At 66.7% G+C, this 13,190-nt stretch carries 13 protein-coding genes; 3 read left to right on the top strand and 10 right to left on the bottom strand.

The features are described 5' to 3' along the window. Position 1: 1 nt before the first annotated feature. Both fliE and L286_RS46355 read right to left on the bottom strand, forming a co-directional pair. A complete protein-coding gene (fliE, locus tag L286_RS46360; protein WP_007682619.1) occupies positions 2-361 on the bottom strand; it encodes a flagellar hook-basal body complex protein FliE in 360 nt (119 codons plus the stop codon). A gap of 16 nt (positions 362-377) precedes the next feature. Beyond that, complete coding sequence (locus tag L286_RS46355; RefSeq protein WP_031293628.1) at positions 378-1,631, bottom strand: sigma-54 interaction domain-containing protein; 1,254 nt, start codon at positions 1,629-1,631, stop codon at positions 378-380. Positions 1,632-1,968: 337 nt separating this feature from the next. Here L286_RS46355 and L286_RS46350 point away from each other — a divergent pair, with 337 nt between their 5' ends. The 3 genes from L286_RS46350 to mdoH all read left to right on the top strand — a co-directional run bounded on the left by L286_RS46350 (position 1,969) and on the right by mdoH (position 6,623). Then, positions 1,969-2,802, top strand: coding sequence for a flagellin N-terminal helical domain-containing protein (locus L286_RS46350; protein WP_031293626.1), 834 nt, complete (start codon positions 1,969-1,971; stop codon positions 2,800-2,802). Between the two features lie 377 nt (positions 2,803-3,179). Next, positions 3,180-4,664: a glucan biosynthesis protein gene (locus L286_RS46345; RefSeq protein WP_031293625.1), complete on the top strand. Its 1,485-nt coding sequence runs from the start codon at positions 3,180-3,182 to the stop codon at positions 4,662-4,664. A 66-nt stretch (positions 4,665-4,730) separates the two neighbouring features. After that, complete coding sequence (gene mdoH, locus L286_RS46340) at positions 4,731-6,623, top strand: glucans biosynthesis glucosyltransferase MdoH (RefSeq protein WP_021224045.1); 1,893 nt, start codon at positions 4,731-4,733, stop codon at positions 6,621-6,623. 112 nt (positions 6,624-6,735) lie between these two features. Here mdoH and L286_RS46335 read toward each other — a convergent pair whose 3' ends face one another. From L286_RS46335 to L286_RS46300, 8 genes are all read right to left on the bottom strand, one after another. Then, positions 6,736-7,473, bottom strand: a complete 738-nt coding sequence (locus tag L286_RS46335) for a FliA/WhiG family RNA polymerase sigma factor (protein ID WP_013041201.1) — start codon at positions 7,471-7,473, stop codon at positions 6,736-6,738. A 12-nt stretch (positions 7,474-7,485) separates the two neighbouring features. Then, the gene (gene flhA, locus L286_RS46330) at positions 7,486-9,606 is read right to left on the bottom strand and encodes a flagellar biosynthesis protein FlhA (RefSeq protein WP_021224044.1); all 2,121 of its coding nucleotides are present in this window, start codon (positions 9,604-9,606) and stop codon (positions 7,486-7,488) included. 9 nt (positions 9,607-9,615) lie between these two features. Then, positions 9,616-10,437 (bottom strand): hypothetical protein, encoded by an 822-nt coding sequence (locus L286_RS46325; RefSeq protein ID WP_025161008.1) that lies wholly within the window; start codon positions 10,435-10,437, stop codon positions 9,616-9,618. A gap of 250 nt (positions 10,438-10,687) precedes the next feature. Beyond that, positions 10,688-10,996: a hypothetical protein gene (locus L286_RS46320; protein ID WP_020820128.1), complete on the bottom strand. Its 309-nt coding sequence runs from the start codon at positions 10,994-10,996 to the stop codon at positions 10,688-10,690. A 4-nt stretch (positions 10,997-11,000) separates the two neighbouring features. Further along, entirely contained in the window at positions 11,001-11,282 is a 282-nt protein-coding gene (gene flgM, locus L286_RS46315; RefSeq protein WP_020820127.1) for a flagellar biosynthesis anti-sigma factor FlgM, read from the bottom strand. A 46-nt stretch (positions 11,283-11,328) separates the two neighbouring features. Further along, entirely contained in the window at positions 11,329-11,910 is a 582-nt protein-coding gene (locus tag L286_RS46310; RefSeq protein WP_050983532.1) for a flagella basal body P-ring formation protein FlgA, read from the bottom strand. Positions 11,911-11,984: 74 nt separating this feature from the next. Next, entirely contained in the window at positions 11,985-12,467 is a 483-nt protein-coding gene (locus L286_RS46305) for a flagellar motor protein MotB (RefSeq protein ID WP_020820126.1), read from the bottom strand. Further along, a complete protein-coding gene (locus tag L286_RS46300; protein ID WP_020820125.1) occupies positions 12,464-13,132 on the bottom strand; it encodes a MotA/TolQ/ExbB proton channel family protein in 669 nt (222 codons plus the stop codon). The genes L286_RS46305 and L286_RS46300 overlap by 4 nt, the downstream gene beginning before the upstream one ends. Between the last annotated feature and the right edge of the window lie 58 nt (positions 13,133-13,190).

The following is a 13,190-nucleotide window of genomic DNA, read 5'->3' as shown; positions in this document are numbered from 1 at the left end:
ATTACACCGGCATGCTCATGATGTCCTTGTAGGCGGACAGCAATTTGTTGCGGACCTGAAGGGTGGCTTCGAAGCTGACCGACGCCTGCTGCTTGGCCAGCATGACCCCGGCGATATCCGTCGTTTCCCCCCGTTCGAACGAGGCGGCCGCTTCGCCCGCCTGATTTTGCAGGCCGTTCACCTGCTCCAGCGCCGATTTCAGCGCGTCGGTGAACCCGCCCGGCGCGGTCGCGCCGTTGGTGCCGACGGCGGAACCCGCGCCGACATTGCCGGTCTGGGCGACATCGCGCAGCGCGGCGTTCTTCTGGAGGATGGCGTTGCGGATCGCCATCACGCTGTCGGTCGGAGAAATTCCGGTCATTGCGCCCTACCCCCTTTTAAGCCGCGATTTCGCGCATTTCGGCGAGCCGATAGCGCAACGTGCGTTCGGAAATGCCCAGCTTGCGGGCGGCGGCGGCGCGGTGGCCGTCCGTCTCGCGCAGCGCGGCGCGGACAGCCTCCAGCTTGCTGTTATGCGCCACGTCGCGCAGGCGGATCGGATCGGCGGGCGCCAGCACCTGCTCCACGATGCGAAGCTGCGGCGCGCCGGTGATGTGCAGGTCGGCAGGCTCGATCCGGTCGCCGTCGCGCAGGACCACGGCGCGCTGCAGCACATTGCCCAGTTCGCGGGCATTGCCGGGCCAGACATGGGCGGTCAGCTTTTCCAGCGCCGCGGCGGTCGGCCAGACGAAGGCGTCCTTCGCCGCATCCGACGAGCGCAGCAGCATGGCGGCGGCGATGGCGGTCACGTCGCCCGGACGCTCGGCCAGCGGGCGCAGTTCCAGCGGCATGACGTTGAGCCGCCAGTAGAGATCCTCGCGAAAGCGCCCGGCGGCGACTTCGGCGGCAAGGTTGCGGTTGCAGGCGGCGATGATGCGGACATTTACGGGAACGGGGTGAGTCGCCCCCACCGGCAGCACTTCGCCTTCCTGCAGGGCGCGCAGCAGCTTCGCCTGGAGCGCCAGCGGCAGTTCCGCGATTTCGTCCAGGAACAGGGTGCCGCCGTCCGCCGCCAGGAACAGCCCTTCCGACGCCTGCGCCGCGCCGGTGAAGCTGCCCTTCTTGTGACCGAAGAGCATGGCTTCCATCATGGTTTCGGGCAGGGCGGCGCAGTTGACGGCGATGAAGTCGCGGGTCACGCGGCCCGACTGGGCGTGGAGGAAGCGCGCCATGCCTTCCTTGCCGGTGCCGGTGTCGCCCTGGATCAGCACGGTGGCGTCGCTGCGGGCGACGCGCCCGGCCAGCGTCATCAGGCGGGTGCTGGCATTGTCGCCCACCGCCGGGATCGCCGCCGGGCGGGCCAGTTCCGCTATCAGCGCGAAGGCGAAGCCCATATCCTCCAGGCCGAACGCCACGCGGGCGGGCAGGCCGTTTGCGGCGGGCACCAGCGAAGGCGCCCCGTCGACCAGGTTGATCAATATGTCGCGATGGGTCGCGTGACCGATTTCGGTGGCCAGTAGCACGCGCCGATCATCCCGCTCGCGCGGGCTCTGGGCGTCCACGATCCGGACGGTAAAGAACGCATTTTCCAGCCAGTGCCGCAGGCCCGGAACGAGCGCGCAGACTCCTTGGCTCACGTCCAGAGATGACATGAACTTGTCCCCATGTTTTGGCCGGCTTGTGCCCCCGCACGCCCCTGACCCCTTCGATGGTTCAGGACTGCCCCAATGTGGTTATCATATGGTTAATGCGGCAAAGTCCTTGCCGCATAACGGCAATTTTTTTCCGGACGGCCGGAACTTTTCGCCGGCATATATATGCGGCGGTGGCCGCCAAAGGCCGCGAACGCCCGGTTTCCGGGCCTTTTCAATAAAATAGCAGAAAAAATCGCAATGGCCCTAAAAGCTTTTTCCCCGGCGCCGTTATCCCCTTTCGAGGCCGCAAGCAGCCTGATGGCAGCGACCTGATAGTGAACGGAAAGGGATTATCATGACTGTTATCGGAACCAACTCTTCGGCGCTGCGCGCTCAGAACGCTTCGGCCATGGCCAACAAGGCCCTGGGCACCGCGATGGAACGCCTGTCGACCGGCAAGCGCATCAACAGCGCGAAGGACGACGCCGCCGGCCTCGCCATCGCGTCGACCATGACCTCGCAGATTCGCGGCATGACCCAGGGCATCCGCAACGCCAATGACGGCATCTCGCTCGCCCAGACGGCGGAAGGCGCGCTGGGCGAAGTCGGCAACATGCTGCAGCGCATGCGTGAACTGACGGTCCAGGGCCTGAACGGCACCAACGACGCGAAGTCGCAGGGCAACATCAAGAATGAAATCGACCAGCTCGCCAAGCAGATCGACTCGGTCCTGAGCAAGACCCAGTTCAACGGCAAGAGCCTCTTCTCCGCGACCGCTCCGGCAACCATCAGCGTCCAGGCGGGCGCCGGCGGCACCGATACCGTCGCCATCAACCTGGGTCAGCTCGACCTGTCCGCTGTCGCCACCGCCACCGGCGGCGCGCTGAGCGGCACCGTGGCCGCCCCTGCTTTCGTGGCTGCCGACCTCGCCGTCTATGACACGGCGCTGGAAACGGTTGCGACGAAGCGCGCAGACCTGGGCGCCGCGCAGAACCGCCTCGAATCGACGGTCAACAACCTGACGGCCAACGTCACCAACCTGACCGACGCCCGCAGCCGCATCGAGGACGCCGACTTCTCGGCCGAAACGACCGCGCTCGCCAAGCAGCAGATCCTGAGCCAGGCCTCGACCGCGATGCTGGCGCAGGCCAACCAGAGCCAGCAGGGCGTGCTGAAGCTGATCAGCTAAGGCTGACACCGGATTGACCGGCTGGGGTCTTGGTCACCCCGGCCGGTCATGTCGCCCCCGGCGCATTTACAGTCCCCACCGCGCCGGGGGCAGAAACTTCGATGAAACGACCAGCATAGCGAAGCCTCCGTCCCCCCGGACGGAGGCTTCATCGCATTTGCCGATCGGCCAGTTTCCCGTTAGGCTGTATCGACATTCAGATGATGGCGAGCCGAAAATGGTGATTTTTCGTGACCCGGCGCGCAGCGTACTAAAGTACGTGAGCACCGGAAGCGCGGGAAATCGCCATTTGCAGGCCGTCAGCGCTGAATGCCGATACAGCCTAGTGCGGGATCGAAACACTTGCATCGGCGGTTGTCGCACCCATGATAAGCGCCATGACCAAGATAGATCGCCGCGCCATGATCGCCGCCTCCGGCGCAGCCCTGCTGCTTCCCCGTTCGGCCCTGGCGCAGGCAAGGGGCGAGACTTTCTCCTGGAACATGGTGATTGGCCGGGCGCAGCGGCTGACCCGCGCGCCCTTTGCCGTGACGCCCTTTTTCCCCGGCGCGGACAAGATCGGCTATGACGCCTTCAACCAGGCGCGCTTCCGTGACGAGCGCACCATCTGGAACGACAAGGGCGACGACACCGGCATCCGCCTGTTCCCGCTGAGCAGCACGGTGCAGCAGCCGGTCGAGATCGCGCTGGTGGAAGGGGGCCGGGCGACGCCGCTGCGCTACGATCCCGCCATGTTCGACGCCCCGCTGGGCAATGCCGTGCGCAACCTTGGCCCCGGCGCGGGCTTTTCCGGGTTCCGCATCATGAATCAGGCGCGGGACGGCGACTGGCTGTCCTTCCTGGGCGCGACCTATTTCCGCGCCCCCGCCGAAAGGCAGTTCGGCCTGTCGGCCCGCGCCGTCGCCATCAACACCAGCATCGCGGGCAAGGAGGAATTTCCCCGCTTCACCCATTTCTGGCTGGAGCGCACCGGGCGCAGCAGCGTCACCGTCTATGCGCTGATGGACAGCGCGTCGCTGACCGGCGCCTTCCGCTTCGTCAACAGCCTGACGCCGCAAGGGGTGCGGCAGGATGTCGACGCCGTGCTGTTCGCCCGCAAGGGGATTGCCGAACTGGGGCTGATGCCGATGACCAGCATGTTCTGGTACGATCAGGCCGACCGCGCCAAGCGCACCGACTGGCGGCCGGAAATCCACGATTCCGACATGCTCTCCATCGCCAGCGCCGACGGCACCGCCCATTGCCGCCCGCTGGTGAACCCCTCCGCCCCCCGCGTGGACGTCTTTGCCGAGCGCAACCCCAGGGGCTTCGGCCTGCTCCAGCGCGACCGGAATTTCGACCATTATCAGGATGACGGCGTCTTCTACGAACGGCGGCCCTCGCTCTGGGCCACCAGCCGCAAGCCGATGGGCGCGGGGCAGGTGCGGCTCTATGCCTTCCCGACCGACAGCGAATATACCGACAATGTCGCGGCCTACTGGACGCCCGCCGCGCCCGTCCGCGCAGGCAGCCGGATCGAGGCGAGCTACCGGCTCGACTGGTCGGCGGCGCGGACGCCCGCCTCCACCGGCCTCGCCACGGTCGAGAATATCTGGACCGGGCAATCGGGCGAGGCCGGGGTGGAACGGTTCCTGGCCGACTTCGCCGGGGTTCCGGCGGGCGCGAATCCCGACATATGGGTCGATCTGGCGGGCGGAACGCTGGTCAAGAAGGCGGGCTATCCGGTGCTGCACCAGAAGGACATGTTCCGGATGGTCCTGGATATCCGTCGTGAGCCGGGCAGGCCGACCGATATCCGCGCCCAACTTCGCGCTGGCAATCGCCCGTTCAGCGAATATGTGCATTACCCGCTGGGCGCCTGAGGTCGGGCAAAGGGAACCAGCCGGTTACAGGTCGGTTCTGGTAACGAAACCAAAAGCGGGTCAGGCATGAAAGCGACGGGCGGCGTGCATAGCGACAAGGCGAACGGGTCGACCCCAGGCCGGGCGTTCGAGCATCTGCCGCCGGAAAGGCCGCTGGCCATGCCCGCGCAGGATTTCGCCGCGACGCCCCGCGACCTGCCCCATCGCCCCTTCAACATCGACCTTTGGGCGCGGCGCACGCTGGTCGTGCTGCTGGCCCTGCTGCCCGCGTCCATGGCGGCGCATGAGATGCGGCGCTCCATCGGCCTGGACGGCATTTCGGCTTGGGAAGGGGTTTATCTGGCCCTCTTCATCCCGCTCTTCGCCTGGATCGCCTTCGGCTTCGCGACCAGCCTGATCGGCTTCCTGCTGCTGACCATGGGCAGGGGGCAAAGCGTGCGCCCCTATCGCGCCCGCTCCACGCCCCCCTTGCGCGGGCGCACCGCCGTGCTGCTGCCCGTCTGCAACGAGGATTTCCGGGGCGTGCTGGGCCGCCTGTCGATCATGGAGCGCTCGCTGGCGCAGGTGATGGGCGGCGAGCGGTTCGAATTCTTCATCCTGAGCGACTCGAACGCCGAAAATGGCGAGATCGAACGCACCGCCTATCTGAAGATGCGCCGGGGCTTTTCCCGCCCCGTCCATTATCGCCGCCGCGCCCTGAATGTCGGCCGCAAGCCCGGCAATATCGCCGAATGGGTCGAACGCTTCGGCGGCGCCTACGACTATATGATCGTGCTGGACGCCGACAGCGTCATGAGCGGCCAGACCATGGCCCGCCTGGCATCGGATATGGAGCGGCACCCCCATGTCGGCCTGATCCAGACGGTGCCGTCCATTGTCGGCGCCTCCACCTTCTTCGCCCGCTGGCAGCAATTCGCCAGCCGCCTCTTCGGGCCGATCTCCGCCGCCGGGATGATCTGGTGGTCGGGGTCGGAGGGCATGTTCTGGGGCCATAACGCCATCCTGCGCACCCGCGCCTTCGCGCAAAGCTGCGGCCTGCCCGAACTGCCCGGTCGCGCGCCCTTCGGCGGCCATATCATGAGCCACGACATGGTCGAGGCCGCGCTGCTGCGCCGTCGCGGCTGGGACGTGCATATCGTCATGGCCGACGACAGTTTCGAGGAATTCCCCCCTTCCCTGCCCGATCTCGCCACCCGCGACCGGCGCTGGTGCCAGGGCAATATCCAGCATGTGCCCCTTCTCTCGAAGATCAGGGGCATGCACCCGGTCAGCAAGTTCCAGCTCTTCGTCGGAGCGTCCGCCTATTGCACCTCGCCGCTGTGGCTGGCGCTGATGCTGGTGGTGCTGGGGGGCGCGGCGGCGGGCGTCTGGCCGCCCAGCGCGATCCTGCCCGCGGGCGGATTGCTGGCGCTGACGGCGGTGCTGCTGTTCGGGCCGAAGCTGCTGGCGCTGCTCTGGGCGCTGGCCGATCCGGCGCGGCGCATCGGTTTCGGCGGCGGCGTCCGGATGGTGCGCGGCGTGATCGCCGACATCGCGCTGTCGATCCTGATGGCGCCGATCAGCATGCTGACCCAGACCATCAACCTGTTCGGCATATTGATGGGCCGCAAGAGCAGTTGGAACGGCCAGACCCGCGACCGCGACGGCATGGCGATACTGCCCGCGATCTGGCTGTTCAAATGGCATATATTGCTCGGCGCGGGGCTGACCCTGCTCGCGATCAGGTCCGGCACCTCGCTCGGCTGGATCGCGCCGGTGGCGGCGGGGCTGGTGCTGGCGCCCTTCTTCGCGGCCTTTACGGCGCGCAAGGATCTGGGAAGCCATGTCGCGAAAAGCGGCCTGTTCCAGGTGGCGGAACCATGGTGGCGGACGCAGAATTACCAGAAGACCCGCTATCGGCAGTTGCAGTTGGACAATGCGCCCATCAGGGACTTTTCCAACGCCGCGAACGATAGTTAGTATATCGCTCCGTGTTCCTGCGAAGGCAGGAACCCAGTTCCGCCTCCAGTTCATTACGCCGCCGTTCGGACTGGGCTCCTGCCTTCGCAGGAGCACGTCGCGCTAGATGAATTCAATCCCAATCCCGCAATTTCTCGCGCAGCTTGTCGAGCGCCGCTTTCTTGATCTGGCAGACCCGCGCCGCGCCGATGTCCAGCGTCGCGCCGATTTCCTCCAGATTGAGTTCCTCGACGAAATAAAGCTGAAGCACCAACGCCTCGCGCTGTGGCAATTCCCCGATATATTGGGCAAGCGCGCCCTTGAGCGACTCCCGCTCCATGATGTCGTCGGCCCGGTCCTCGACATCGGCGAACCACATGGACTGGTCTGAATAGACCTCGTCCATGCTGGTGTGCTGCACCATCTCGCAACCGTCGGCCACTTCGCGATAGGCGGCGGCGTCCAGCCCCATCTCCGCGGACATCTCCGCCTCCAGCGGCGCCCGGCCCAGTCTCTGTTCCAGCCGGTTGCGGATGGCCGCCAACTGCTTGCGCTGCGACATGGCGGAGCGGGTCATCGTCGCATGGCGGCGCAGATGGTCGATCATCGCCCCCCGCACGCGCATCTGCGCATAGGAGGCAAAGCCCAGCCCCCGATCCTCGAACCCGTTGGCGGCCTCGACCAGCGCGACCATGCCGATCTGGAGCAGATCCTCTATCTCGATGGCGCTCGATACCCGGCCATGGACGTGCCAGGCGATCTTGCGCACCAGCGGCATATATTGGCGCGCCAGCCGTTCGGGCGAACTGGCATGGGCGGACCGGCCATAGGTGTTGGCATCGGAACCGGCGACGACCCTATTCATGAACATCGGTCAGGCTCCTCAAGCAACCCGTTCGCGCGCAGGCAGCGGATCGTGGCGCGGCGCGGGCCGCTGCTCGCCGCCGACCACGGCGACGACCTCCACGCCCTTGCCGTCGGGAATTTCCAGGAAGGACAGCACAGGCGTCTCCGGCAGATGCGGCTTGAACAGGCGGGCCATGGCGCGCCGCGCCACCGGCGACGTGACGATGGCGAAATTGCGCGCCTGCCCCAGCAACGGGCGGGCCGCCGTGATAACCGCCTCGATAATGCGGTTGGCAAGGGCGGGTTCGATCGGGTGCCGGGCATCGCCCGCGACCCGCATCGCCTGCGCCAGCAAGGCTTCCAGATCGCCGTCCAGCGTGATCACCGGCAGCGGCATCTTGACCGGCACCAGCCCCTGGATGATCAGCGAACCGATCCGCTGGCGCACCGCCTCGACCAGTTGGTCCAGCGTCATGTCGGGCCGCGCCGCGTCGACCATCGCCTCGCAGATGCGGCGGAAATCCTTGAGCGGAATCCCCTCCGCCAGCAGGGCGCGGCACAGCGCCGAAATCTGCGTCAGGTTCAGCAGGCCGGGCGTCAGCCCGTCGACCAGTTGCGGCGCGGCGTCCTTCAAATTGTCGAGCAGCTTGCGCGCCTCGTCCAGGCCGAACATCTCGCTGGCGTTCATCGCGATCAACTGGTTGAGATGGGTCGCCACCACCGTCGGGGGATCGACCACCGTATAGCCCGCGACCACCGCTTCGCTGCGCTTGGCGGGCGAAATCCACACGGCGTCCAGGCCGAAGGTCGGGTCTTTCGCCTCGCGGCCGGACACCGTGCCCTCCAGGGCGCCGCTGTCCAGCGCCAGCAGGTCGTCGGGGAAGATTTCGTCCTCGCCCACGACCACGCCCGCGATGGTGATGCGATATTGGTTCGGCTCCAGCGCCAGATTGTCCTTCACCCGGACCATCGGCACGACGAAGCCCAGTTCCTTGGACAACTGACGACGGATGCCGGTGATGCGGGCCATCAGGGGCGCGCCCTTGCGCTCGTCCACCAGCCCGATCAGGCCATAGCCGATCTCCAGACCCAGCACCGCGCCGTCCGACACGTCGTTCCATTCGATCAGCGCCGGGTTGGGCGGCGGGGCGGCGGGTTCAGGCTCGGCCGCCTTGCGCTGGCTCGACTTGCGCAGGTGCCAGGCGATGCCGCCAGCGACCGCAGCGGCGGGCAGGATGATCATGTGCGGCATGCCGGGCAAAATGCCCAGGAAAGTCAGGATCGCCGCGACCGGCATCCATGCCTTGCCCGATCCGAACTGGCTGGTGATCTGGTTCGACAGATCGTCCTCGCTGCCGACGCGGGTGACGATGGCCGCCGCCGCGATGGAGAGCAAAAGCGCGGGAATCTGCGCCACCAGCGCGTCGCCGATGGCCAGGATGATATAGGTCTGCGCGGCCTCGCCGATGCTCAGCTTGTGGCTGACCACGCCCAATATGATGCCGCCGACGATGTTGATCGCCAGGATCAGGATTCCCGCGACCGCATCGCCCTTCACGAATTTCGACGCGCCGTCCATGGAGCCGTAAAAGTCGGCTTCGGTCGCGACTTCGCGGCGACGGACCTTGGCTTCTTCGGGGGTCAGCAGGCCGGCGTTCAGGTCGGCATCGATCGCCATCTGCTTGCCGGGCAGGGCGTCCAGGGTGAAGCGCGCCGACACTTCCGACACGCGGCCCGCGCCCTTGGTGATGACGACCAGGTTGATGATCATCAGGATCGCGAAGACGAAGATGCCGACGACATAGTCGCCGCCGATCAGGAAATGACCGAAGGCCTCGATGACATGGCCCGCCGAATCGGTGCCCTCATGCCCGTTCACCAGCACCACGCGGGTCGACGCGACGTTCAGCGCCAGCCGCAGCAGGGTCGCGAACAGAAGCACCGTGGGAAAGCTGGAGAAATCGAGCGGCTTGGCGGCGTTCAGCGCCACCATCAGCACGGCCAGCGAGATCATGATGTTGGTGATGAAGCCGACATCCAGCATGACCGCCGGGACCGGCACCATCATGAACAGCACGACCATCAGCGTCGCGATGGGCAGCACCGCTCCCTTGGCGGCACTCATCCAGATCTTCGCTTTGACTTGGGCGGGAGTCATATCGGGCCGTTACCTTCCGAGGGTGGCGAGCATGAGATAGGCGAGGCGCGCCGTCTGCGGCTGCGGGCGGATGCTTGTCACATCGGCCGCGCTCGCAAGGCGCTCGGTTTCGATCCGCACATAGTCGGCGGGCTGCACGGCCTTCGCGCCCGCAGGCAGCGAGGCTTCGGCATATTGGATGGCGCCGCCGACCGAATCGAACCCCCTTTGGAGCTTGGCGGCGAAACGGTCGCGGATTTCCGCGAAGCTGCGGGCATTGCCCTGCCGGTCGTAGAAGATGGAGCGGTTGGCGCGCGCGGCCGCCGGGAACATGCCGGCCGCGGCGGCATTGGGCGCGCGGTCGTTCATCGACAGGAACCTGCCGGCCCCGCCGACGCCCAGGAAATGGGCCATGTAGAGGTCGACCGGCTCCGCCTCCCGGCCCAGCCGCTGTTCCAGCGCGACCTTGTTGTCGGCGGCATGTTGGGCGGCCATGACGGATGCGGTTTCGGGATGCTTGCGCAGGTCCAGTATCTGCTGGCGCAGGGCGGGGTCAGCCACATGATAGCGGCCGTTGCTGCCCCTGCTGATCGCGTCGGCGGCCCAGCCCAGCCCATATTCGCTGCCATGCTGGTCGATGACCGCCAGCCAGCTTTGGTCGACGAACTGGTACAGTCCGGTCGCGGAGGAGGTGGTGGCGCGGGCCGTGGGATTGAGGCTGCTCTCGATCTTGGCCTGCCCCAGCAGATAGGCGAAGTCCACGCCCGTCCTGCGGCTGGCCATGGCGATCGCGTTGGTCACGCGGTTGCCCGTCGAAGCGCCTGTTGCTGCGATGTCTGCGAAAGCCGACACTGGTTCGATCAATCCCCGTTGGTACCGGGGGTCATTAGAGCAAGTGACGTGCCAAGATTTGGTTAACGCGCGCTCATAATTTGATTTTTGGGGATGGAGCCTGCTCCGGTCAAATCAAGGCGCGCCCCCGTGCCTGCGAACCCGTGCTCCTGCGAAGGCAGGAGCACCGGGCGTCCAGAAGGAACGTAAGAAGTTGATGTGAAAAAAGGCGCCTCCTGGGCGCCTTCGCATATGCCGGAAATGGAATATTTCAGCGCCCGTAAACCAGCGGCGCCGTTTCCGCCCCCTGGACCGCGAGTATCGCAAGCCGCTGATTCGCATGGTCCGCCAGCAGGTTGGTGCGGATTCGCGCCGATTCCATCAGCGGCTGGAGCGCCTTCAGCCGGTCCTTCACCGCTTCGTCGGATCGCCACACGCCAATGGCGCGCACGGCGGAGGCGGCTTTGGCGATCCGCTGCGTCGCCGCTTCGATCTCCGCCGCGTCCACGCCATCCAGCGCCCCGCGCAGCTCCTCGAAAGCCGCGCTCAATTCATCCAGCGCTGCAAGGCCAAGCGGCATGGCGTCAGTCAGCCGCCGGCAGGTCGAGCGCGATCATGCGGTCGGCGATGGCCGCCGGATCGACCGGATAATTGCCCGACGCGATGGCGGCCTTGATCGCGGCGACGCGATCCATGTCGACCGGCGCGCCTTCCGCCGCCATGCGGGCAGCGGGGCTGGCCGAACGAGGCGAGGAAGACGTGCCGCCGACCGAACCGGCCGACGAAGCGCGCACGGTCTTGCCGCCTTCCTTCAGGCGGCTCGCCTCTATGGCGGCGCTGATATTCTGGCCGACAGACTTAATCATGATTCCATTCCTTCACTCGTCCCGCACAGCCTATATACGGACGGGTTCAAAAATTATTAAATCCCGGAACGCGAACAATTCCCATTTCCACGACCTGCGCCAATATCGGCGCGCCTTTCCTGTCTTCGCGCACGCGGATCGTCTGGCCCACGGCGCCGTCTTCGTCCGCGACCATCATGCGCGAAACGCTGAAATTCTCATTGCCCGCCATCAGTTGGACCGGATCGCCCTTCTTCACCACGGCTTCCCTGGCGACGGGACGCGCGGCGGGCGCATAGCGGGCGACCGGCCCGGAAGCCGCCGCCGCGCCCCCCGCGCCCAGAGGCACGCGGATGCGCCAGCCCAGGGCGTCGCATTTGACGATGGCCGCGCCGAAGACCGGCCCGTCGACGCTGGGCGTCGTGGGGCAGGCGGCCAGCCGCAACCGCCGGTCCACCGGCGCGACGGGGCCGCCCGGCTCGCCCAGATTGGCGCCGACGGTCATCGCGACCAGGCTGTCGATACGGTCCAGATTCTCAAACTTCTGCTGCGCCAGCGCAGGGTCGGACGCTGAAACGGACAGCGCCAGAAGGAGGATCTTGGGCAAATGGTTCACAGCGTCTCTCCGAAAGCGGACAGGATTAACCATGGAGTATGCAATATTCGTGCCATGTGATGGACAAGGGCCGGTGGAGGGCAGTCACGCCGGACTTTCGGGCGGGCCTAACGCCCGGCGGCGATCAGGATCACCTGCCCCTTGCCGCCCTCGCCATCCAACTGGTCCAGTCCGCGCAGCGCCAGCCGGTCGCCCCCAATGCCGTCGGCCTTCAGCGCCCGCGCCACCGCGCCCAGACGCGCCGCCGACAGATCCCAGCCGTCGAAGCGCCGATGCGCGGCGTCCGTGCCCCGGCTGCTGACCTCCAGCCGCTCGCGGCCCAGGGCGAAGCGATCCGACACGACCTTCAGCCGCTTCCGGCCCTGCTCGGTCAGCACCGCCTCTCCGGGCAGGAACAGCTCGGCAGCGCGGATTTCCATGGGCCGGCCGGCATGGCCGCCAAATTGCTGCCGCACCTGCGCCAGCACGGCGTCGCGCCGCTGGCCGCTGGCCTGAAGCATCACGAAGAAACCCAGCAGCAACAGCAGCAGGTCGGCGAAGCTGAGCGCCCAGCGCCCGCGCCGCGCACTGGCGAGGGTGGAAATATTCATGCCACCTCACGGATGGAAGCGCGGCGCATCGGCACATTTTCCCGGCGCGCAATGGCGGCCATGCGGTCGGTGACTTCCTTCTGCCAGGCAAGTTCCCGCTCCGACAGGTCGGCAAGCCGCGTCGCCACGGGCGCGGCGATGACATTGGCGATGACCACGCCATAGAAGGTGGTGAGCAGCGCCAGCGCCATGGAAGGCCCCAGCGCCGCCGGATCGTCCATCGCGGCGAACATGCCGACCAGCCCGATGATCGTCCCGGCCATGCCCAGCGCGGGCGCCGCGTCGGCGATGGACAGCCAGGCCTTGCAGGCGGCGCCGTGGCGCTGCGCCCGGTCGGCCAGCGATTGCACGGCCCACAGTTCGAACTGCTCGGTCTTCTCGCAATTGGCGAGCTTGCGCGCGGCTTCGGTCAGATAGGGGTTGGCGGTCTTCACCCGGTCGATGCAGGCAAGGCCGCGCAGTTGCGCGACCTGGTCGATCTTCAGCATCGCCGCCCGCGCAGCATCCCGGTCCTTTGTCGGATCGGCGCGCAGCAGGGGGACAAGGGCGGCAAAGGCCCGCCCCAGCGCGCGCGCTCCATTCTGGAACAGCGCCACCAGCCCGACGCCCGCGACCATGGCCAGCAGGGTCAGCGGGTCGAACAAATGCGCCATGATCCCGATCATCTTCACGTCCCCGCTCACGCCCGACCGGCCGGCGGCAAAGCGCTGCCACCCGCCGGCA

The sequence above is a fragment of the Sphingobium sp. HDIP04 genome, from assembly GCF_000445085.1.
In the GTDB taxonomy this organism is placed as follows: domain Bacteria; phylum Pseudomonadota; class Alphaproteobacteria; order Sphingomonadales; family Sphingomonadaceae; genus Sphingobium; species Sphingobium indicum.
Note: the sequence above shows the minus strand (reverse complement) of the source record. Positions and strands in the feature narration are given on the sequence as shown.